The sequence below is a fragment of the Microbacter sp. GSS18 genome (assembly GCA_029319145.1).
Taxonomy (GTDB): Bacteria; Actinomycetota; Actinomycetes; order Actinomycetales; family Microbacteriaceae; genus Microbacterium.
The window spans coordinates 1,996,824-2,016,936 of sequence record CP119753.1 but is presented as its reverse complement, the minus strand read 5'-3'; the positions used below and the strand labels follow the sequence as shown (position 1 = coordinate 2,016,936).

At 70.9% G+C, this 20,113-nt stretch carries 18 protein-coding genes; 11 read left to right on the top strand and 7 right to left on the bottom strand.

What is annotated here, in order from left to right; all coding sequences use genetic code 11:
- Nucleotides 1–19: 19 nt before the first annotated feature.
- Together P0L94_09440 and P0L94_09435 are read right to left on the bottom strand one after the other, a co-directional pair.
- Nucleotides 20–700: a GntR family transcriptional regulator gene (locus P0L94_09440; protein WES66287.1), complete on the bottom strand. Its 681-nt coding sequence runs from the start codon at nt 698–700 to the stop codon at nt 20–22.
- Nucleotides 697–2,190, bottom strand: coding sequence for a fumarylacetoacetate hydrolase family protein (locus tag P0L94_09435; protein WES66286.1), 1,494 nt, complete (start codon nt 2,188–2,190; stop codon nt 697–699). Before P0L94_09435 ends, P0L94_09440 begins: the two co-directional genes overlap by 4 nt.
- 121 nt (nt 2,191–2,311) lie before the next feature.
- Here P0L94_09435 and P0L94_09430 point away from each other — a divergent pair, with 121 nt between their 5' ends.
- On the top strand, nt 2,312–3,694 hold the full coding sequence (locus tag P0L94_09430) for an MFS transporter (protein ID WES66285.1): 1,383 nt from the start codon (nt 2,312–2,314) through the stop codon (nt 3,692–3,694).
- Nucleotides 3,695–3,775: 81 nt separating this feature from the next.
- Here P0L94_09430 and P0L94_09425 read toward each other — a convergent pair whose 3' ends face one another.
- A complete protein-coding gene (locus P0L94_09425) occupies nt 3,776–4,486 on the bottom strand; it encodes an IclR family transcriptional regulator (GenBank protein WES66284.1) in 711 nt (236 codons plus the stop codon).
- Between the two features lie 180 nt (nt 4,487–4,666).
- Here P0L94_09425 and P0L94_09420 point away from each other — a divergent pair, with 180 nt between their 5' ends.
- The 3 genes from P0L94_09420 (at nt 4,667) to P0L94_09410 (ending at nt 9,362) form a co-directional block, all read left to right on the top strand.
- Nucleotides 4,667–6,577, top strand: a complete 1,911-nt coding sequence (locus P0L94_09420; GenBank protein ID WES66283.1) for an FAD-binding monooxygenase — start codon at nt 4,667–4,669, stop codon at nt 6,575–6,577.
- A 153-nt stretch (nt 6,578–6,730) separates the two neighbouring features.
- Nucleotides 6,731–8,200, top strand: a complete 1,470-nt coding sequence (locus P0L94_09415) for an NAD-dependent succinate-semialdehyde dehydrogenase (GenBank protein ID WES66282.1) — start codon at nt 6,731–6,733, stop codon at nt 8,198–8,200.
- A 94-nt stretch (nt 8,201–8,294) separates the two neighbouring features.
- A complete protein-coding gene (locus P0L94_09410; protein ID WES66281.1) occupies nt 8,295–9,362 on the top strand; it encodes a winged helix DNA-binding domain-containing protein in 1,068 nt (355 codons plus the stop codon).
- Nucleotides 9,363–9,374: 12 nt separating this feature from the next.
- On the opposite strand, the gene P0L94_09405 is transcribed toward P0L94_09410, so the two are convergent.
- Nucleotides 9,375–10,124: a bacterial transcriptional activator domain-containing protein gene (locus P0L94_09405; GenBank protein WES66280.1), complete on the bottom strand. Its 750-nt coding sequence runs from the start codon at nt 10,122–10,124 to the stop codon at nt 9,375–9,377.
- A gap of 62 nt (nt 10,125–10,186) precedes the next feature.
- Between P0L94_09405 and P0L94_09400 the strand changes: the two genes are divergently transcribed.
- Entirely contained in the window at nt 10,187–10,342 is a 156-nt protein-coding gene (locus P0L94_09400) for a hypothetical protein (GenBank protein ID WES66279.1), read from the top strand.
- 15 nt (nt 10,343–10,357) lie between these two features.
- Nucleotides 10,358–10,531, top strand: a complete 174-nt coding sequence (locus P0L94_09395; GenBank protein ID WES66278.1) for a DUF1059 domain-containing protein — start codon at nt 10,358–10,360, stop codon at nt 10,529–10,531.
- A 13-nt stretch (nt 10,532–10,544) separates the two neighbouring features.
- On the opposite strand, the gene P0L94_09390 is transcribed toward P0L94_09395, so the two are convergent.
- Nucleotides 10,545–11,981 (bottom strand): helix-turn-helix domain-containing protein, encoded by a 1,437-nt coding sequence (locus P0L94_09390; protein ID WES66277.1) that lies wholly within the window; start codon nt 11,979–11,981, stop codon nt 10,545–10,547.
- Nucleotides 11,982–12,105: 124 nt separating this feature from the next.
- On the opposite strand from P0L94_09390, the gene P0L94_09385 reads away from it, so the two are divergent.
- A complete protein-coding gene (locus tag P0L94_09385; protein WES66276.1) occupies nt 12,106–13,983 on the top strand; it encodes a phosphoenolpyruvate carboxykinase (GTP) in 1,878 nt (625 codons plus the stop codon).
- A gap of 111 nt (nt 13,984–14,094) precedes the next feature.
- Here P0L94_09385 and P0L94_09380 read toward each other — a convergent pair whose 3' ends face one another.
- Nucleotides 14,095–16,035 (bottom strand): ABC transporter ATP-binding protein, encoded by a 1,941-nt coding sequence (locus P0L94_09380; protein WES66275.1) that lies wholly within the window; start codon nt 16,033–16,035, stop codon nt 14,095–14,097.
- A gap of 135 nt (nt 16,036–16,170) precedes the next feature.
- On the opposite strand from P0L94_09380, the gene P0L94_09375 reads away from it, so the two are divergent.
- Genes P0L94_09375 through P0L94_09365 form a run of 3 tightly spaced genes read left to right on the top strand, consistent with a single transcriptional unit; the run spans nt 16,171 to nt 18,826 of the window.
- A complete protein-coding gene (locus tag P0L94_09375) occupies nt 16,171–17,112 on the top strand; it encodes an ABC transporter ATP-binding protein (protein WES66274.1) in 942 nt (313 codons plus the stop codon).
- Entirely contained in the window at nt 17,109–18,008 is a 900-nt protein-coding gene (locus P0L94_09370) for an ABC transporter permease (GenBank protein ID WES66273.1), read from the top strand. The genes P0L94_09375 and P0L94_09370 overlap by 4 nt, the downstream gene beginning before the upstream one ends.
- Nucleotides 18,005–18,826: an ABC transporter permease gene (locus tag P0L94_09365; GenBank protein WES66272.1), complete on the top strand. Its 822-nt coding sequence runs from the start codon at nt 18,005–18,007 to the stop codon at nt 18,824–18,826. The genes P0L94_09370 and P0L94_09365 overlap by 4 nt, the downstream gene beginning before the upstream one ends.
- Before the next feature lie 72 nt (nt 18,827–18,898).
- Here P0L94_09365 and P0L94_09360 read toward each other — a convergent pair whose 3' ends face one another.
- Nucleotides 18,899–19,252 (bottom strand): hypothetical protein, encoded by a 354-nt coding sequence (locus P0L94_09360; GenBank protein WES66271.1) that lies wholly within the window; start codon nt 19,250–19,252, stop codon nt 18,899–18,901.
- A gap of 94 nt (nt 19,253–19,346) precedes the next feature.
- Between P0L94_09360 and P0L94_09355 the strand changes: the two genes are divergently transcribed.
- Complete coding sequence (locus P0L94_09355; GenBank protein ID WES66270.1) at nt 19,347–20,069, top strand: hypothetical protein; 723 nt, start codon at nt 19,347–19,349, stop codon at nt 20,067–20,069.
- The last annotated feature ends 44 nt before the right edge of the window (nt 20,070–20,113 follow it).

The window sequence follows — 20,113 nt, the reverse complement described above, 5'->3', positions numbered from 1 at the left end:
TGTTGCTCCTTCGGAGGATTCAGGCGTGGGTGTCGGGGTGGCGAGAGGCGAGGAAGGCGTCCATGGTGCGCCAGCGGTGGCGGCGGGCGGCCATCTCGATCTCGAGGGGGTCGGCGTGCGAGCGGATGAGGTCGACGATCTCGGCGTGCTCCTCGACCGAGTGGTGCGCGCGTCCGGGGACGAACGCGAACGTCGAGTCGCGGATGCCGGACAGCCGGTTCCAGCCGCGGTGGACGAGGTCGAGGATGTGCGGGTTGGGGCACGGCTCGTACAGCACGGAGTGGAACTGCTGGTTCAGCAGCGTGAAGGTGTGCGCGTCGAAGTCGTCGAGCAGCCGCTCCATGCGGCGATTCACCTCGAGCGCGCGGTCGAGGTCGGCGCCTGTGAGGTTCGGCGCCGACAGCGCCGTGGCCGCGCCCTCGACGACGCCGAGCGTCTGCATCGTGAAGACGTACTCGCTCTCGTCGATCACGGCGACGCGCGCGCCGACGTTGCGCTCGAAGGTCACCAGGCCCTCGGCCTCGAGGCGCCTGACCGCCTCGCGCACCGGGACGACGCTCATGTCGAGCGCGTCGGCGATGGTGCCGAGCACCAGACGGTAGCCCGGTCCGTACTCGCTGCGCCCGATCCGCTCACGGATCCAGGCATATGCGAGCTCGGACTTGCTCGACGCCGTGGTGCCCACGGTCTGCCCGCTCATCGTCCGGTCTCCTCGTCGTAGCGGCGGCGCCATTCGTCGTTCATCGGGAAGAGGCCGCCGACCGGATGCCCCTCCGCAACCTTGGCGGCGATCCAGGCGTCTTCGTCCTCCTGCGCGAGTGCAGCGTCCGCGACCTCCTCGGCGATGGCCGGCGGGATCACGATGACCCCGTCGGCGTCGCCGACGATGACGTCGCCGGGCTGCACGGTGGCGCCGCCGCACGCGATCGTCAGGTCGGTGTCCCACGGCACGTGCTTGCGGCCGAGCACCGCCGGGTGTGCTCCGGCGGAGTAGACGGGGATGCCGACCGCGGCGACGGCGTCGTGATCGCGCACGCCGCCGTCGGTGACGATGCCGGCGGCGCCGCGCGCGTGGGCGCGGATCGCCAGGACGTCGCCGAGCGTGCCCGAGCCGCGCTCGCCGCGGGCCTCGATGACGATGACCTCGCCGGCGTCGACGGCGTCGAACGCGCGCTTCTGCGCGTTGTAGCCGCCGCCGTGCGAGCGGAAGAGGTCCTCGCGGTTCGGCACGAACCGCAGCGTCTTGGCGGTGCCGACGAGCTTGGCGCCCGGATGCATGGGGCGGATGCCGTCGAGCGAGACGTTGTTCAGGCCCCGCTTGCGCAGCTGCTGCGACAGCCCCGCGACGGGGGCCTTCTCGAGCTTCTGACGCAGCTCGGGGGAGATCCCGCGGCGCACAGGGGGGAGCCCTGCGGCCTCGCGCGAACCCCACGCCTCGGCGCGCTGGGTGTCGTCGACGTCCGGGAGCGAGCCGATCTCGGGGTCGAACGAAGCCGGCGTCTCGGCGACGGTCGTGACGAGGCGCCCTGACGTGGGCGAACCGGGTGCCGTGGGCGCGTCGACCTCCACCTCGACGACGTCGCCGGGGACGACGACCGACGAGCCCGCCGGGGTTCCGGTGAGGATGACGTCGCCGGTCTCGAGTGTGAAGTGCTGCGCCAGGTCGGCGATGATCTGCGCGAACGGGAAGATGAGCTCCTCGGTGGTGTCGTCTTGCGCGATCTCGCCGTTGACCCACGTCCGCACGCGCAGCGCGGCGGGGTCGACGATGCTCGCGTCGATCAGGCCGGGGCCCACCGGGGTGTAGCCGTCGCGCCCCTTGGAGCGGACGTTCGAGCCGCGGTCGTTGGCACGCAGGTCGTACAGGCCGAAGTCGTTCGAGGCCGTGACCCACGCGACGTGGGACCAGGCGTCCTCGACGGTGACGTTCCGCGCCGGCTCGCCGATGACCAGGGCGACCTCGCCCTCGAACGCGAGCAGCTCGGTGCCGGCGGGGCGCTCGATGACCTCGCCCGATGCCGCGAGCGAGCTCGACGGCTTGAAGAAGTACGAGGGATCGGCGGGGCGGCGCCCGCGCTGCTCGGCGCGCGAGACGTAGCTGAGGTGCACCGCGATGATCTTGCCGGGGCGGGCGGGCAGTGCGGCGAATCGCTGATCCGAAGCGGTCGCCGGTGTCGTGTCGATGGTCATGAGCTCCCTCGCTCTTGCGTCGTATTCGAAATCGTATATGATCCCGAACATCGAGGCAAGCATCAAGAAACGATCGCTGCCGGACATCGCAGTCACACCCACGGACGAAGGAGTCAAGCGCATGAGCGCACCACAGCACGAGGGATTCACTCCCACCGGAACCATCGCGTCGACGACCGACCGTCGTCGCGTCGTCTTCGCCACGGTCGTCGGCACCACGGTCGAGTGGTACGACTTCTTCATCTACGCCTTCGCGGCCGGCCTGGTCTTCGCCCAGCTCTTCTTCGCCCCCGCGGGCGAGGGCTTCGCGCAGATCCTGTCGTTCATCACGGTGGGCATCAGCTTCCTCTTCCGGCCGCTCGGGGCCTTCCTCGCCGGCCACTACGGCGACAAGTACGGCCGCCGCGTCGTCCTGATGCTGACGCTGATCCTGATGGGCGCCGCCACGACCCTCGTCGGCGTGCTGCCGACGTACGCGGCCATCGGCATGGCCGCACCGATCCTCCTCGTGCTGCTGCGTGTCCTGCAGGGCATCTCGGCGGGCGGCGAGTGGGGCGGCGCCGTCCTCATGGCCGTGGAGCACGCGCCCAAGGCCAAGCGGGGCCTGTTCGGGGCGTCGCCGCAGATCGGTGTGCCGCTGGGTCTGCTGCTGGCCTCCGGGATCATGGGCCTCATGGCGCTCATCGCCCCCGGCGACGCCTTCCTCGAGTGGGGCTGGCGCGTGCCGTTCCTGCTGAGCTTCGTCCTGATCGTGGTGGGCTACTGGGTCCGCCGCCGCGTCGAGGAGAGCCCGGTGTTCGCCGAGATCGCCGAGCGCAAGGAGCAGACGAAGATGCCGATCGTGCAGCTGTTCAAGAAGCACGCGGTGCTCGTCATCGTGGCGGCCCTCGTGTTCGCCGGGAACAACGCCGTCGGCTACATGACGACCGGCGGCTACATCCAGCGCTACGCCACCGACCCCGAGGGCCCCGTCGCCATCACGCGCGATGACATCCTGTGGGCCGTCACGGGCTCCGCCGTCGTCTGGCTCGTCTCGACGTGGTTCGCCGGATTCATCAGCGACCGCATCGGCCGCCGCACGACGTACATCATCGGCTGGGTCCTGCAGCTGATCGGCGTCTTCGCGCTCTTCCCGCTCGTGAACACCGCCAACGTGGGACTGATCTTCCTCGCGCTCGGGTTCCTCGCCATCGGTCTCGGGTTCACCTACGGTCCTCAGGCGGCGCTCTACAGCGAGCTGTTCCCGGCATCCATCCGCTTCTCGGGCGTGTCGATCTCGTACGCGATCGGTGCGATCGTCGGCGGCGCGTTCGCCCCCACCATCGCGCAGGCGATCGTGCAGTCGACCGGCTCGACCACCGGCGTCACGTGGTACCTCGCCGGCGCCACGCTCGTCGGCCTGGTCGCGACGCTGCTGCTGCGCGACCGCACCGGCATCCCGCTCGGCCCCGACCACGAGCAGGAGCAGAGCGTGAGCCCGATCCGCGGTCTCGCGAAGGCCTGACGCGGGTCCTGCCACCGGCCGAGAGCCGTCCCGGGGGCGGGGGTCCACCCCGGGGCGGCTCTCTCTTGCGCGCGTCGGGGTTCAGCCGCCGAGCGCGGCGAGGATCGCGTCGGCGGATCGGCGAAGGCGCGCGGCGATCGCGCCCGGATCGTCGGGGCTCGCGACATGGATCGCGGCGATGGCGGCCGGACGCCGGCCGCGCAGCGGCAGCGGCACCGAGACGGCCTGCACCGTCGGGATCACCTCGTCGTGGCTGGTCGCGTAGCCGCGGGCTGCGGCCTCGGCGACCTCGGTGCGCAGCCGCTCGCCGACGTCGGCGGGCCACTCCTCGGGGGCGAGCAGGCTGAGGATCGCCTTGCCGGGGGCGCCGACGGTGACCGGATGCCGCGAGCCGGGGCGCTGGGCGACCGAGGCGACGGCGTGGCGCGGCTCGACGCTGGCGAGCGTGATGCACTCGTCGCGATCGAGCACGGCGAGGAAGCACGTCATGCCGAGCTCGTTCGCCGCCGCGGTGAGCTCGGGAAGCGCCTCGGCCTGCAGATCGTGCGCGACACCGGCCGCGAGCGCCGCCATGCGCGCGCCCAGCACGACGCGCCCGGCGCTGTCGCGCGTGACGAGGCCGTGGTCCTCGAGGGTGCGCAGCAGGCGGTACGCGACCGAGCGGTGAACGCCGAGCCGACGGGCGATCTCGTCGATCGCGAGGGGTTCGCGCGCCTCGGCGAGGACCTCGAGGATGCGGATGCCGCGGCTCAGCGTCTGCGAGGCGGGGGAGGAGGTCTCGGATGCGGGCACGGGTTCTCCTGCGGTCTGGCATCGTCGCATCGACGCCGGGGTCTTGTGCGAGGCGCTGCGCTTCGTATACGATCTGTTCAGTAGTAGAACGGTATGTTCGAATATAGAACATACCCTGACCGGCCGCAAGCAACGTCGCAGCGTGACCTCGACATCGGCGTCCGAGGAGGAGACAGACCCATGCAGTTCCACCACCACGGCTACGTGTCCGCCGATCCCCGTGTGCAGGACGCCGCGGGCACCGGCATCGACCGCCCCGTCGACCTTCCCGACGAGATGGACGTGCTCATCGTCGGCTCCGGCCCCGCGGGCATGCTCCTGGCGGCCCAGATGTCGCAATTCCCCGACGTGGTGACGCGGGTCATCGAGAAGCGCGACGGCCGGCTCGTCCTCGGCCAGGCGGACGGCATCCAGCCGCGCAGTGTGGAGACGTTCCAGGCGTTCGGCTTCGCCGAGCGCATCGTCGCCGAGGCCTACAACATCGCCTACATGAACTTCTGGGGTCCCGATCCCGAGAACCCGCAGAACATCATCCGCACGGCCCGCACCGAGGACTACGCGCTGAAGATCAGCGAGTTCCCGCACCTCATCGTCAACCAGGCGCGCGTGCTCGACTACTTCGCCGAGGCCGCCGCCAACGGCCCGGGCCGCATCCGCCCCGACTACGGCGTCGAGTTCCTGGGCCTCACCGTCCACGAGTCCGGCGAGCGCCCGGTCGAGGTGCGCGTGCGCCACACCACCGGTGAGCGCGCGGGCCAGGAGCGCACGATCCGCGCCACGTACGTCGTCGGGTCGGACGGCGCGCGCAGCGGCGTTCGCGAGGCGATCGGCCGCAAGCACATCGGCGGGATCTCCGCGCACGCGTGGGGTGTCATGGACGTCCTGGTCAACACCGACTTCCCCGACTGGCGCACGAAGTGCGCGATCAACGCCGAGGCGGGGAACATCCTGCACATCCCCCGCGAGGGCGGGTACCTCAGCCGCATCTACGTCGACCTGGGCGAGGTCGCGGCCGACGACAACCATGCCGTGCGCAAGACCTCGATCGAGCAGATCATCGGCAAGGCGAACGAGATCCTGCACCCCTACACGCTCGACGTGCGCGAGGTCGCGTGGCACAGCGTCTACGAGGTCGGGCACCGCGTCACCGACAAGTTCGACGACGTGCCCGAGGGCGAAGGTCGTGCACCGCACGTCTTCCTCACCGGCGATGCGTGCCACACCCACAGCGCCAAGGCGGGGCAGGGCATGAACGTCTCGATGCAGGACGGCTTCAATCTCGGCTGGAAGCTCGGGCACGTCCTCACCGGCCTCAGCCCGGCCTCCCTGCTGTCGACGTACTCGGCGGAGCGTCAGCCCGTCGCGCAGCAGCTCATCGACTTCGACCGCGAGTGGTCGACGCTCATGGCCCGCAAGCCCGAGGAGATCACGGATCCGAACGAGCTCGCGACGTTCTACCTGGGCACGGCCGAGTTCCCGTCCGGCTTCATGACGCAGTACGGCCCGTCGATGATCGAATCGGCCGGTGAGCACCAGGCCCTCGCCGACGGCTTCCCGATCGGCAAGCGCTTCAAGAGCGTCGAGGTCGTCCGCGTGTGCGACGGCAACGTCGTCCACCTCGGGCACCACGCCAAGGCCGACGGCCGGTGGCGGATCTACGCCTTCGCCGATGCGCCCGCCGCCGGCGAGGCATCGGCTCTCGCCGACTGGGCCGAGTGGCTGGCCTCGCCCGGGTCTCCGCTGGCGCGCTTCACGCCGGACGGCGCCGACGTCGACGCCGTCTTCGATGTGAAGGCGGTCTACCAGCAGCCCTTCGAGGATGTCGACATCACGCGGGTTCCCGCGGTGTTCCTGCCCCGGACCGGTCCGCTGGGGCTGACCGACTGGGAGAAGGTCTACGCGGGCGCGCCCAATGCGTGGACCGACGCCGACATCTTCGCCGAGCGCGGCATCGATCGACGGGGAGCGGTCGTGGTCGTGCGGCCCGACCAGTACGTCGCGACGGTGCTGCCGCTGTCGGCGACCGCCGAGCTCAGCGAGTTCTTCGACCGGTGCATGGTCGCTCAGCGCGCGGACGCGCTCACCGCCTGAGGCCGTACGGAACGTACAGTCGGATGTCCTCTTTCGCCACTCGGGCGAAGGTGTCGATGGCCGTCGCGAGAAACAATGGACCACGAGAGCACCAAATCGTATACGATCTAGGAAAGGATGCCGACGCATCCGATCTGTGACGAGGGAGTCCCCATGACCGACAACCGTGAGAGCGACCTGCTGGCGAGCGTGCCCGACGGGCTGTTCATCGGAGGCGAGTGGCTGGCCGCCGACGGCGGCCGCACGCTCACCGTGCAGGACCCGGCGACCGGCGAGGTCGTCAAGACGATCGCCGACGCGACGCCGGCGGACGGCATGGCCGCGCTGGACGCGGCGGTCGAGGCCTTCCCATCGTGGGCGGCGACCCCTGCGCGCGAGCGCGCCGAGATCCTGCGGCGTGCCTTCGACCTGCTGATGGAGCGCAAGGAGGACTTCGCGCTCCTCATGACGATCGAGATGGGCAAGCCCCTCGCCGAGGCGCGCGGCGAGGTCGCGTACGGCGCCGAGTTCGTCCGCTGGTTCAGCGAGGAGGCGGCCCGCGTCCAGGGCCGCTACGGCCCCAACCCCGAGGGCACCGGCCGCATGATCGTGTCGCAGCACCCCGTCGGACCCTGCTTCCTGGTGACGCCGTGGAACTTCCCACTCGCGATGGCGACCCGCAAGATCGCACCGGCCCTCGCCGCCGGCTGCACCGTCGTGATCAAGCCGGCAGAGCTCACGCCGCTGACGACGCTGTACTTCGCCAAGCTGCTCGAAGACGCCGGGCTCCCCAAGGGCGTCGTGAACGTCTTCACGACGTCGACGTCGGGGGCCGTGTCCGAGCCGATCATCCGCGACCCTCGTCTGCGCAAGCTCTCGTTCACCGGCTCCACCCCGGTCGGCCAGCGTCTGCTCGAGCAGGCCGCCCAGGGGGTGCTGCGCACGTCGATGGAGCTCGGCGGCAACGCGCCGTTCATCGTGTTCGACGACGCCGACCTCGACAAGGCGGTCGACGGCGCGATGGCGGCGAAGTTCCGCAACATCGGGCAGGCCTGCACTGCGGCCAACCGCTTCATCGTGCACCGCGACGTCGTCGACGAGTTCGCCCGCCGCGTCACCGACCGCGTCAAGGGGCTCAAGGTCGGCCGCGGCACCGAGGACGGCGTGACGATCGGCCCGCTCATCGACGACCGCGCGGTGGCGAAGGCCGCCGCCCTCGTCGGCGACGCGGTCGAGCGCGGCGCCCAGGTGACCACGGGCGGCGAGGCCATCGAGGGGGCGGGCACGTTCTACGCTCCGACCGTCGTCGCCGACGTGCGCGAGGGCAGCGACATCCTCCGCGAGGAGATCTTCGGCCCGGTCCTCGCGATCGTCCCGTTCGAGGACGAGGACGACGCGGTGCGGATCGCCAACGACACCGAGTACGGGCTCGTCTCATACGTGTTCACCGAGAACCTCGCACGCGGCCAGCGAATGATCGAGCGGCTCGAGACCGGGATGATGGGGCTCAACGCGGGCGTCGTCTCGAACGCCGCGGCGCCGTTCGGCGGCTGGAAGATGTCGGGCCTCGGCCGCGAAGGCGGCGCCGAGGGCATCCACGAGTACCTCCAGACGAAGTACACCCTCACGCCCAACCCGTTCTGAGCCTCGCTCGCCCGGGACCCCGCCACGGCATCTCCGTGTGGCGGGGTCCTCGCGCGTGCGGGCGGGTGTCGGCGGCGGCGGGCAGGATGGGTGCATGGCGTCCCGCTCCGTCCCCGACGCGCGACTGAGATCGCATCGGCTGACGGCACCCGCGCAGAGCGTGGCCGACGCCGCTCGTCACATGCTCGCCGTCCAGTCGCAGGAGTTCCGCGGGGGGCGGTGGGCGCTCGGCGTCCGCACGCGGGGAGCGCCCACCGTGCGCGATGTCGACGCGGCGTTCGACCGGGGCGAGATCGTCCGCTCGTGGACGATGCGCGGCACCATCCACATCGTGCCCGCGCGCGACCTCGGCTGGATGCTGCCGATCACGGGCGAGCGCCAGTTCCGCGGCCTGGCGTCGGCCCATCGCCGCGAGGGTCTCGCCGGGGACGACTTCGCCCGGGCCGAGAAGATCACGCGGGCGGCGCTGCGCGGCGGCGGCCGGCTCACGCGCGACGAGCTGTTCGCGGTGCTCGACGGCGGGAGAGTGGGGACCGCGGGTCAGCGCGGCTACCACCTGCTCGTGGCGCTGTCGTTGCGCGGCGTCGTGTGCCAGGGACCGGTCGCGCGCCGCGACGACGGCACCGCGCGGGAGCAGCACATCGTGCTCGCCGAGGAGTGGGTGCGGGATGCCGTGACGCCCGCCGACCCGCACGCCGAGCTCTTCGCCCGCTACATCGTCGGCCACGGGCCCGCGGGCGTCGGGGACTTCGCGTGGTGGAGCGGCCTGCCGCTGGGCACTGCGCGCCGGGCGGCCGAGGCCGCCGCGACGCGGCTGACGGTGACGGGCGACGGCGATGACGCTCGGTACACCGCGGCGCCGCCCCGTCCCCGCCGGTCGCCCCGCCCGCCCGGTGTCATCGCCCTCCCTCCGTTCGACGAGTACTACCTCTCGTACGCCGATCGCAGCGCCGTGTGCGCACCGGAACTGCTCGATCGCGTCGGCCCATCGAAGAACGGCATGGTCGCGGCCGTCCTCATCGCGAGCGGTCAGGTGGTCGGCCGCTGGACGCACGCGGTCGCCGTCAGACGCGAGGTCCCCGAGCTGTTCCGCCCGGAGGCGGCCCACGCCGACGACGTCACCGCGGCGCTCGAGCGCTATCGCACGTTCACAGGGGCGTGAGCGCCTGCGCCCTCAGGAATCGAGGTGCGCGATGAGCGCCCGCGTGGCGGGATCGGGGGCGATCGCCAACTCGTCGTCCAGCACGCGCACGCACCGGTCGTAGGCGCGCAGCGCGGCGCCGCGGTCGCCGCGGCCGAGCTCGGCGCGGATCAGCTCGCGGTGAGCCCGCTCGCGCAGCGCGTCCCGAGAGACCGCGTCGGCGGCGATGATCGCGGCGAGATCGTGATTGCCGCGGGCGTTCCATCCGGTCGCGAGGACGAGCAGGCAGCGCTGCAGCGCGTCGTCGTGCTGGGCGCGGCGCGCCTCGATCCAGTCGCCCGAGAGTCCCGGCAGCAGCGGGCGGCGCAGCACGGCCGAGGCGACGGTCGCGTCCGTGGTCGCCGACACCGCGTCGCCGCGGCGCAGCGCCCCTTCGGCGGCGTCGAGCCGGCGGCCCGCCTCTTCGACATCCACCCACGCATCGGCGGGCAGATGGATCGCGCACGTCCCGCCCGCCGAGGCGACCACGGCGCCTCCGTCGAGGCCGGTGCCCGTGACGAGCCGGCGGACCTTCGACAGGATCGAGGTGAGCGCGCCGTTCCACTGCGCCGGCAGGGCCTCGCCCCACACCAGATCGGCCAGAGCATCGCGCGTGAGGGGCCGCCGCTCGAGGACCAGGATGCCGAACGCCGCGCGTCCCTGCGCGCCGGGCAGGTCGGCATCCGCGAACGATCCGTCGGGACCCTCGCACCGCACGCCCCCGGTCACGAAGATGCGTGCCACGATTTCCCCAATGATCCGCCAACGCCTGTCGGACAGGATGCCACAAAGACGAGGAGAGCCCCATGGACGGCCAGACGATCGAATGCCCGTGCGGCGCGGTGCTGCGCGGGGCGGACCTGGCGGCGGTCGTCGCCACTGCCCGCGCGCACGCGAGTTCGGTGCACGACATGGACCTCTCCGAGGACGACGCGCGGTCGATGGCCCGGCCGGTGTCCTGACGACAGGAGCAGAACATGCGCACGTTCGAATGCGACACGGTGGTGCCCGGCTGCGAGGGCGTGGTCTCGGGGGCGACGGACGACGAGGTGCTCGCCGCGGCCGCGACCCACGCAGCCGAGGTGCACGGCATCACCGAGCCGACGCCCGAGCTCGTCGCGGCGATCCGCGGCGGCATCCACGACGCCTGACGCGCCGCCGCGCCTACGCGTGCCGCTCGAGGAACGCGTAGACGTCGTTGTCGTCGACGCCGGGGAACGCGCCGCGGGGGAGCGGCGAGAACATCTGCATGTGCACGCGGGCGCTGGGCCAGGCCTTGCCCTGCCAGCGCTCGATGCTCTGAGAGGGCGCGCGGCGGCAGCAGGCCTCGTCCGGGCACGTCGATACGGCGCGGTTCTGGGTCTCGCGGCCGCGGAACCACCGGGCGTCGTCGAAGGGGACGCCCACCGTGATCGAGAACTCGCCGTCGGCGGTGGTGCCCGTCTGCGTGGAGTCCCAGAACGTGCCGGCGGGGGTGTCGGTGTACTGGTAGTGCTCGGTCGTGCGGTTCTGCTCCGAGAAGGCCGCGCGCGCCGAGAACTTGCGGCACGCGATCTGGCCGTCGATCGCGCCGGTGACGTCCATCGGCAGGGGCAGGTCGTCGTTCTCGTAGACACGATTGATGCCGCCGTTGCCGCCGACACGCATGAAGTGAAGCCGGATGCCGAGATGGCGCGTCGCCAGATTCGTCAGCCGCATGCCGGCCGCCTCATGGGTGACGCCGAACGCATCGCGGAAGTCCTCCACCGCCAGGTCGCGGTCCTTCTTGGCCTGCTGCAGGAACGCCACCGAGGCCGTCTCGGGCATCAGCGCGCACGCGGCGTAGTAGTTGATCTCGAGGCGCTGCTGCAGGAAGTCGGCGTAGTCGGTGGGCCGCTCGTGCCCGAGCAGGCGGTGCGCCATCGCCTGAAGCGCCATCGAGCGCAGTCCGTGCCCGCCCGGAATCGAGGCGGGCGGCAGGTAGATGCGGCCGTGCTCGAGGTCGGTGATCGAGCGCGTCGACCGCGGCAGGTCGTTGACGTAGATGAGCTCGAAGCCCAGCTGCTCGGCCATGATGCTCACGGTGCGATGGGTCAGCGCGCCGGAGGTGTGCCCGGCGGCCTTGAGCTGCTTCTCCGCGAGTTTCTCGATGTCGGGGAGGTAGTTGTCGTGCGCGCGCATCTTCAGGCGCAGCTCGGTGTTGGCTCGCCGCGCCTCTTCGGGGGTCGCGATCGCCTCGCGCTCGCGACGCTGCAGCTCGCGGTGGAGGCCCAGGATCGACTCGATCGTCTCGTCGCTCATGCCCTTGGTGACCTTGACCGGCGCGATGCCGAGCTGCCGGAAGACCGAGCTGGACTGCGCCCGCTCCAGCTCGATCTCCAGCGCCGCACGCCGGTTGGGCGGCTCGGCCGACAGCAGGTCGGCGACGTCGACGCCGGTGGCCTGCGCGATGCTCTGCAGGAGCGACAGCTTCGGCTCGCGCTTGCCGTTCTCGATGAGGCTCAGCTGGGAGCCGGCGACGCCGACGAGCTCGCCCAGCTCGTCGAGCGTGAACCCGTGCGAGACGCGCTCATGACGGATGCGGTGGCCGAGGGTCGACAGTTCCAGCCGGGTGGGAGTCATTCTTTGATCATAGTGAAAGAATCACGACTCTTTACGCGGCTTTGGAGGTCAAGAGAGGGTGTTGCGGCGGGAAAGTTGGTTCAGAACTCGAATCTGAACGCCCCGCAGACAAAGGAGCAAAGCGATGGCCCTCGCCGACATCTTCACCCGGCCCATCCAGACCGCAACGTCCGAGGGAGTCCGTCGCACGTTCGGCGCGGTCCCCGCGGTCGAGGGGGAGGGCATGGCCGCCCTCCGCGAGTGGGTCGATGAGATCGCCGCGCTGACCAAGCCCGACAGCATCCACTGGGTCGACGGCTCGCGCGCCGAGAACGACGCGCTGCTGCGCCAGCAGGTCGACGAGGGCAAGCTCATCAAGCTCAACCCCGAGTGGCGCCCCGGCTCGTACCTCGCCCGCTCCCACCCGAGCGACGTCGCGCGCACCGAGTCGCGCACCTTCATCTCGTCCGAGCGCGAAGAGGACGCCGGCCCCACCAACAACTGGGTCGCCCCCGACGAGATCCGGCAGACGATCACGCCGCTGTTCGAGGGTTCGATGCGCGGCCGCACGATGTACGTCGTGCCGTTCTCGATGGGCGCCGTGGGCGGCCCGCTGTCGCACATCGGCGTCCAGGTCACCGACAGCGCATACGCCGTGACGTCGATCGAGGTCATGACGCGCGTCGGCACCGAGGTGCTGCAGGAGATCGCCGCCGGCGCCCCGTGGGTCAAGACCGTGCACTCGGTGGGCGCGCCGCTGGAGCCCGGCGAGGCCGACGTCGCGTGGCCGTGCAACGACGAGAAGTACATCGTCCACTTCCCCGACACCCTCGAGGTCTGGTCGTTCGGCTCGGGCTACGGCGGCAACGCGATCCTCGCCAAGAAGTGCTTCGCGCTGCGCATCGCGTCGGTCATCGGCCGCGACGAGGGCTGGCTCGCCGAGCACATGCTGCTGATCCGCGTCATCAGCCCCGAAGGCAAGGCATACCACGTCGCAGCGGCGTTCCCCTCGGCGTGCGGCAAGACCAACCTCGCGATGCTGCGCCCGACGATCCCCGGGTGGCGGGTGGAGACGCTTGGCGACGACATCGCCTGGCTGCGGCCCGGCGAGGACGGTCGCCTGTGGGCCATCAACCCCGAGGCCGGCTTCTTCGGCGTCGCTCCCGGCACCGGCGAGTCCACCAACATCACCGCCGTGGAGACCCTGTGGGGCAACACGATCTTCACCAACGTGGCGCTCCGCCCCGACGGGGACGTGTGGTGGGAGGGTCTGACCGACGAGCCGCCGGCAGAGCTCATCGACTGGGAGGGCAACCCCTGGACCCCGGCATCCGACCGGCCCGCAGCCCACCCGAACTCGCGCTTCACCGTCTCGGCCGGCCAGTGCCCGCAGATCGCCGACGACTGGGAGCGTCCCGAGGGCGTGCCGCTGGACGCGATCCTGTTCGGCGGGCGCCGAGCGACCAACGTCCCGCTCGTCGTGGAGGCCACCGACTGGACGCACGGCGTGTTCATGGGCTCGAACATCTCGTCCGAGCGCACCGCGGCCGCCGAGGGCACCGTGGGGGAGTTGCGCCGCGACCCGTTCGCGATGCTGCCGTTCTGCGGCTACAACATGGCCGACTACTTCGGCCACTGGCTCAAGGTCGGCCAGAACCTGCGCTTCGACCGGGCGCCCCGCATCTTCCAGGTCAACTGGTTCCGCAAGGGCGCCGACGGCCGCTTCCTGTGGCCCGGGTTCGGCGACAACGCCCGCGTCATCGACTGGATCATCCGCCGGGTCGAGGGGCAGGTCGACGCGCAGGACAGCCCGATCGGGCGTCTGCCGCAGACCCAGGACCTCAACCTCGACGGCGTCGAGGTGCCGCAGGCCGACCTCGACGAGCTGTTCTCGGTCGATGCTGCGTCGTGGCTGCGCGAGACCGACCTGACCGAGGAGTTCTACGCCACCTTCGACGGCAAGGTCCCTGCTGCTCTGACCGCCGAGCTGGAGTCCCTGCGCTACCGCCTCAAGCGCGCCTGACCCCTCTCGCCCAGCGCCGAACCGCCCCCTTCTCGCCGACCCGCCCCGTGCGGACGCGAGAGAAGGGGGCGGTTCGACGCGAAAGGGCCGGCTCCGCGCATGACCCGGCGATCACACCAGCAGCTGGTGCTTGGCGAGGTCGCGGTAGAGCGGGGTCGAGGCCACCAGGTCGGAGTGCGTGCCCTGGCCGACGACGCGGCCGTTCTCCATGACGACGATCAGGTCGCTGTCCACGACGGTCGAGAGCCGGTGCGCGATGACGATGAGCGTGCGCCCGGCGGCGACGGCGTCGATCGCCTCGCGCATGCGCTGCTCGTTCAGGCCGTCCAGCGACGACGTCGACTCGTCCAGCAGCAGGATCGGGGGCGCAGCCAGCAGTGCGCGCGCGATCGCCAGGCGCTGGCGCTCACCGCCCGAGAGCATGACGCCCGCCTCGCCGACCGGCGCCTGAAGACCGAGCTCGCTGCGGTCGAGGACGTCACCGAGGTTCACCGCCCGCAGCACGCGCTCGCAGTCGGCATCCGTCGCGTCGGGCGAGGCCAGTCGCAGGTTGTCGGCGATCGTGCCGGCGAGGGTCGGCGCATCCTGCTCGACATAGCCGAGCTGCGCGCGCAGCGCGGCGCGATCGAGCGTGCGCACGTCCTGCCCGTCGAGCAGGATGGTGCCGCCGGTGGGGTCGTAGAACCGCTCGATCAGCGCGAGCGTGGTGGACTTGCCGGCGCCCGACGGGCCGACGAGGGCGACGCGGGCGCCGCGCGGCACGTCGAACGAGACCCCGTGCAGCACCTCGCCGCGATCGGGTGCCGCGGCCGCCGCGCCCGGGCCGGCATCGTCCGCGTCCAGCGGCATCGACGACGTGTCGACGTGGGCGTTCTCGAGAACCGCACGCGCCTCCGTCTCGGCGGTGCGGCGCGCGGCGACGACGCTCTCGGGGTAGGCGAAGCGCACGTCGCGGAACGCGATCGCCGCCGGTGCCTCGCCGGCTGCGGCCTCCGGCGACTCGGGCTCGCGATCGACCGCGACGGATGCCGCGATCTCGGCGTCCTTCGACGTCTCGGTCGGCAGGTCGAGCACCTCCTGGATGCGCCCCAGCGCACCGAGGGCCTGGTTGACCGACGTGATCGCGCCGAAGAACGTCCCCAGCGGCGCGATGAGCATGAACAGGAACATCACGAACGTCACCAGGCTCGCGATCGTGATGGCGCCCGACGCCACGCGGAACCCGCCGAACCCGAGGACCACCAGCAGCGACACCTGCAGCGCGATGCCCGCGATCGGCACGACGAGCGCCGACACCTTGGCGATGCGCACGCCGATGCCGTACGCCTCGTGCGCGAGGCCTGTCACGGCGGCCTCCTCGCGCTCGCCGGCGCCCGCGGCGCGCACGGTGCGGATCGAGCCGATCGCCCGCTCGACGCCCGACGCGAGCTCGCCGACCTTCTCCTGCTGCTGCGCGGTGGCGCGGCGGATGCGGCCGCTGAGCAGCACGACGCCCACGACCGACACCCCGATGACGACGACGATCGCCACGAGAAGCACGGGGTCGATGATCGCCATGGCCACGAGCGCGCCGAGAAAGATGAGCGCGTTGCCGACGGCATCCGCCAGTCCCTGCGTCAGGACGGCGTAGAGCAGCGTCGTGTCGGTGCCCACGCGCGAGACGAGGTCGCCGGTGCGGCGCGCGTCGAACTCGCTGATCGGCAGGTGCAGGATGCGGGCGATGAGGCTGCGCCGGCTCGAGTAGACCACGGCGGTGCCGGTGCGCTGGAGCAGATAGTGCTGGAAGCCCGAGATGAGGGATGCCGTCACGACGAGCGCGACGAGCCCCCACACCAGCAGGCCCAGCGTGTCGCCGGCCTGCACGCGCGTGATGACCTGGCCGACGACGAGCGGCTGGGCGAGCGTCAGGACCGCTCCGATGACGCTGAGGACGGCGACGACGACGAGCACGCGGGAGTGCTCGAAGAGGAACGGGAGCAGCTGGCGGAAGCTCGCGCGCGGGCCGTCCGGGGTTCGACGTCCGCGGCGGCGTGCGGCGGTGGAGGTGGACATGGATCGCGTCCTCGATTCGGCTGAGGCGGGCGGTTCGCCCACGTCGATTCTCCCCGACGCGAGGCGCGCCGGCCGCCGCGCGGGGGCCGGTCGGGCGGATGCGGCGATGTCGTCGCCCGCGGATAGAGTGTTCCGGTGCCAGAACCAGTGATCCGAGCCGAGGGCCTCGTCAAGGCCTACACGGCCAAGGGCAAGCCGGACTTCCTCGCCGTCGACGGCCTGTCGTTCGAGGTCGCTCCGGGGGAGTCGTTCGGGCTGCTCGGCCCGAACGGGGCCGGCAAGTCGACGACGATGAAGATGATCGGCGCGGTGTCGAGCCGGACGGGCGGCGACCTGAGCATCCTGGGCCTGGACCCCGACCGTCACGGGCCCGAGATCCGCTCGCGACTGGGGGTCGTGCCGCAGCAGGACAACCTCGACGGCGAGCTCAACGCACGCGAGAACCTCTACATCTACGGTCGCTACTTCGGTCTTCCCGGCCGCGTGTGCGCGCAGAAGGCCGACGAGCTGCTGTCGTTCGCGCAGCTCGAGGACAAGGCGAAGTCCAAGGTCGACCAGCTCTCGGGCGGCATGAAGCGGCGCCTCACGATCGCCCGCGGCCTCATCAACGACCCTCGCATCCTGCTGCTGGACGAGCCGACCACGGGCCTGGACCCCCAGGCCCGTCACGTGCTGTGGGATCGGCTGTTCCGCCTCAAGGAGCGCGGCACGACGCTCGTGCTCACGACCCACTACATGGACGAGGCCGAGCAGCTGTGCGATCGCCTCATCGTGGTCGACAAGGGCCGCATCATGGCCGAGGGGACGCCCGCGTCGCTCATCCGCGAGCACTCCAGCCGCGAGGTGCTCGAGGTGCGGTTCGGCTCGGATCGCAACCAGCAGGTCGCCGCGCAGCTCACGGGCATCGGCGACCGCATCGAGGTGCTGCCCGACCGCATCCTCGTCTACGCGCACAACGGCGAGACGGCGCTCGAGGAGCTCACGGCGCGCGGCCTGCATCCGGTCACGAGCCTCGTGCGGCGATCGAGCCTCGAGGACGTCTTCCTGCGCCTGACCGGACGGTCGCTGATCGAATGAGCGCGAACGATCCTGCGGCACCCGGCGCGGCCGCCGCGACCGCGACCCCGACTCTCGACGAGCTGCGCGCCGAGGCCATGGAGTGGGGGCGCCGCCCGCGCGCCCGCGGCACGTGGTACGTCACCGAGCACATGGTGCGAGCCATGCGCGCGTACGGGTGGACGATCATCGTCGGGGCCTTCGGCCAGCCCGTGCTGTACCTGCTGGGGCTCGCCGTGGGTCTCGCCGCGCTCATCCAGCAGCCCGTCGACGACGGCGGCCAGAGCGTGCCCTACCTGGTGTTCGTCGCCCCCGCGCTGCTCATGACCTCGGCGATCTCGGTCGCCACCGAAGAGTTCACCTACCCGGTCATGGCGGGGTTCAAGTGGCGGCGGTACTTCTTCGGGTTCAGCGCTTCTGCGCTGTCGTCGCGGCAGATCGCCAACGGCGTCATGGTCGGCGCGATGGCCCGCATGGCCGTGACCGTCGTGCTGTACTTCGCCTTCATCATGCTGTTCTTCCTGTGGCTGCAGCCCGGCGCGACCACCCCGGCCACAGCGTGGCTGATGATCGTCATCGGTGTCCTCGGCGGACTCGCATTCGGCGTTCCGCTCATGGCCTACGCCGCCTCGATCGAGGACGACAAGGGGCAGTTCGCTCTCGTGCAGCGATTCGTGTTCATGCCCATGTTCCTGTTCTCGGGCACGTTCTACCCGCTGGCCGTGCTGCCGCTGTGGCTGCAGTGGATCGGCTGGATCTCGCCGCTGTGGCACGCCGCCGAGCTCGGACGCGTCGTCGCGTACGGCAAGGAGGTCGACCCGGCGATGATCGCTGTCCACATCGTCTACCTGCTGGTCCTCACAGCCGTCGGGCTCGTGCTGTCGTGGCGGCTCTTCGGAAAGCGGCTGGCGAAGTGAGCGCGGTCCAGGTTCAGGCGCCGCCCCGCGGCGGCGGCGTCCGCGCGCTGTGGGCGGGCAATCCGCAGGCGGTGATCCAGCGGGGCCTCATCGCCGCCCGCTCGTCGAGCTGGGTGGTCGTGCTGTCGGGCTTCTTCGAGCCTGTGTTCTACCTCGCGTCGATGGGCATCGGCCTGGGCTCCATGATCGGCGACGTCGAGACGTCGCAGGGGATCTCGGTGTCCTACGCCGCCTTCATCGCTCCGGCCCTGCTCGCCGTCGCCGCGATGAACGGCGCGATCTACGACTCGACGTGGAACGTCTTCTTCAAGCTCAACTACGGCAAGCTCTACGAGGGCATGCTGGCGACCTCGCTCGGCCCGCTCGACGTCGCCCTCGGCGAGATCCTGTACGCGCTGCTGCGCGGACTGCTGTACGCGACCGGCTTCATGGTCATCATGCAGGTGCTCGGGCTGAACCTCGCCTGGACCGCGGTGCTGGCGCTGCCGGCCGTGCTGCTCATCGCCTTCGGGTTCGCCAGCGTCGGCATGGCCGTCACGAGCTACATGAAGACGTTCCAGCACATGGACTGGATCAACATCGTGCTGCTGCCGATGTTCCTGTTCTCGGCCACGCTGTACCCCATCGCGATCTACCCCGAATGGGTCCAGAGCGTCATCATGGCCTTCCCGCTGTGGCACGGCGTCGAACTCGTCCGGGGCCTCACCACCGGCATCCTGTCGATCGACCTGCTGTGGCACGTGGCGTACTACCTCGTGATGATCGCCTTCGGCCTGGTGTTCACCACGCGACGCCTGCGTGCGCTGTTCCTGGACTGAGTGAGCCCTTGCGCGAAATGACGGATGCCGCGAGCCCCAGGGCTCGCGGCATCCGGTCGTTTCGGACGGAGGTCAGCGCCACAGCACCGCGATGGCGGCGTTGGCGAAGGTCAGCGTGCCCACCGACCAGAAGAGCACCGGCGGGAGCGCGTCGGTCTTGCGCTGGCGCGCCATGCCGATGCCCAGCAGCGCGCCGATCACCAGCAGGATGACGAGCTTCACCGTCAGCTTGACGTAGTTCAGCTCCCACTCGATGCCGAACGGGGCGGCGAGGATGATGCCGGCGACGCCGGCGATCAGCAGACCCCAGTTCATGAGGCGCGTGAAGCGGACGCGGCGGTGCACCGCCTCATTGACCCAGGCTCCGAACAGAACGGCGAAGCCGACGAGGTGGACCAGCACGACGACGTGGCGAAGGATCTCCATGCGTCGAGACTAGTGGGCCCGGCGCCCACGTCCTGTCGGCGGAAGGGGTGGCGCGGATCCGACAGGCCTCGCGATAATGGCGAGCGTCGGCCCCGTGGGAGTGGCCGACGGGTCGGGGGAGTCGACGATGGACGACGGTGAGCCGGCGGGTGCCTTCTCGGGCGTGTACGAGGGCGTGGTCTCGGGCGCCGCCGCCACCTTGACGCTCGAGCGTCAGGGCGACCGCGCGGAAGGCTCCCTGAACGTCGCCGGCTACGAGTACCGCGTGGTCGGGACCGTCAGCGGCGGGCGGTTCTCCGGCGAGCTCGTGGACCCGACCCTGGGCGGTGCGGTGCCGCTGCTGGGTGCCGCGATCCCCGACGGGGTGGCCCTCGACGCCGGGGGCGGTCCGATGGCCTTCCACCCGGCGGATGCCGACAAGCCGGTGCGCGAGGCGAGCGGAGAGCCGCCGACCGGCCGCATCCCCATCCCTCCTGCCGAGGAGGTCCCCGAGGGCCTCGATCCGGACCTGGTGGGCCAGTGGCGTCGCACCGAGACGATGGCATCGGGGGAATTCACGATGGCGTCGGACTACTTCCTCGCCGTGGCCGGCGACGGCACGTTCCAGTCCGCCAACGGAGGCAGCGCCGGCAGCATGGGCACCGTGTCCAGCGGCGTCGAGGTCACCGCGCGCGGCCGCTGGCGCGTGCGGGGCGACCTCATCCTGCTCGACGAGGGCTGGGGCTATCAGCCGTACGCCCACTATCAGGCGGCCGGGACCAAGCTGATGTTCGTCTTCGGCGACGGAAGCCGTCAGATCTGGGACCGCATCGGCTGAAGGCGACGCGCGCAAGCGAAGGCGCCCCGAAGGCGCTGCGATCG

Excerpts from the sequence above, each read along its gene's own strand:
- P0L94_09360 (WES66271.1), bottom strand. The coding sequence starts at position 19,252 with ATGGAGATCCTTCGCCACGTCGTCGTGCTGGTCCACCTCGTCGGCTTC.
- P0L94_09370 (WES66273.1), top strand. The coding sequence starts at position 17,109 with ATGAGCGCGAACGATCCTGCGGCACCCGGCGCGGCCGCCGCGACCGCG.
- P0L94_09420 (WES66283.1), top strand. The coding sequence starts at position 4,667 with ATGCAGTTCCACCACCACGGCTACGTGTCCGCCGATCCCCGTGTGCAG.
- P0L94_09435 (WES66286.1), bottom strand. The coding sequence starts at position 2,190 with ATGACCATCGACACGACACCGGCGACCGCTTCGGATCAGCGATTCGCC.
- P0L94_09380 (WES66275.1), bottom strand. The coding sequence starts at position 16,035 with ATGTCCACCTCCACCGCCGCACGCCGCCGCGGACGTCGAACCCCGGAC.
- P0L94_09400 (WES66279.1), top strand. The coding sequence starts at position 10,187 with ATGGACGGCCAGACGATCGAATGCCCGTGCGGCGCGGTGCTGCGCGGG.
- P0L94_09395 (WES66278.1), top strand. The coding sequence starts at position 10,358 with ATGCGCACGTTCGAATGCGACACGGTGGTGCCCGGCTGCGAGGGCGTG.
- P0L94_09385 (WES66276.1), top strand. The coding sequence starts at position 12,106 with ATGGCCCTCGCCGACATCTTCACCCGGCCCATCCAGACCGCAACGTCC.
- P0L94_09390 (WES66277.1), bottom strand. The coding sequence starts at position 11,981 with ATGACTCCCACCCGGCTGGAACTGTCGACCCTCGGCCACCGCATCCGT.
- P0L94_09415 (WES66282.1), top strand. The coding sequence starts at position 6,731 with ATGACCGACAACCGTGAGAGCGACCTGCTGGCGAGCGTGCCCGACGGG.
- P0L94_09410 (WES66281.1), top strand. The coding sequence starts at position 8,295 with ATGGCGTCCCGCTCCGTCCCCGACGCGCGACTGAGATCGCATCGGCTG.
- P0L94_09440 (WES66287.1), bottom strand. The coding sequence starts at position 700 with ATGAGCGGGCAGACCGTGGGCACCACGGCGTCGAGCAAGTCCGAGCTC.
- P0L94_09430 (WES66285.1), top strand. The coding sequence starts at position 2,312 with ATGAGCGCACCACAGCACGAGGGATTCACTCCCACCGGAACCATCGCG.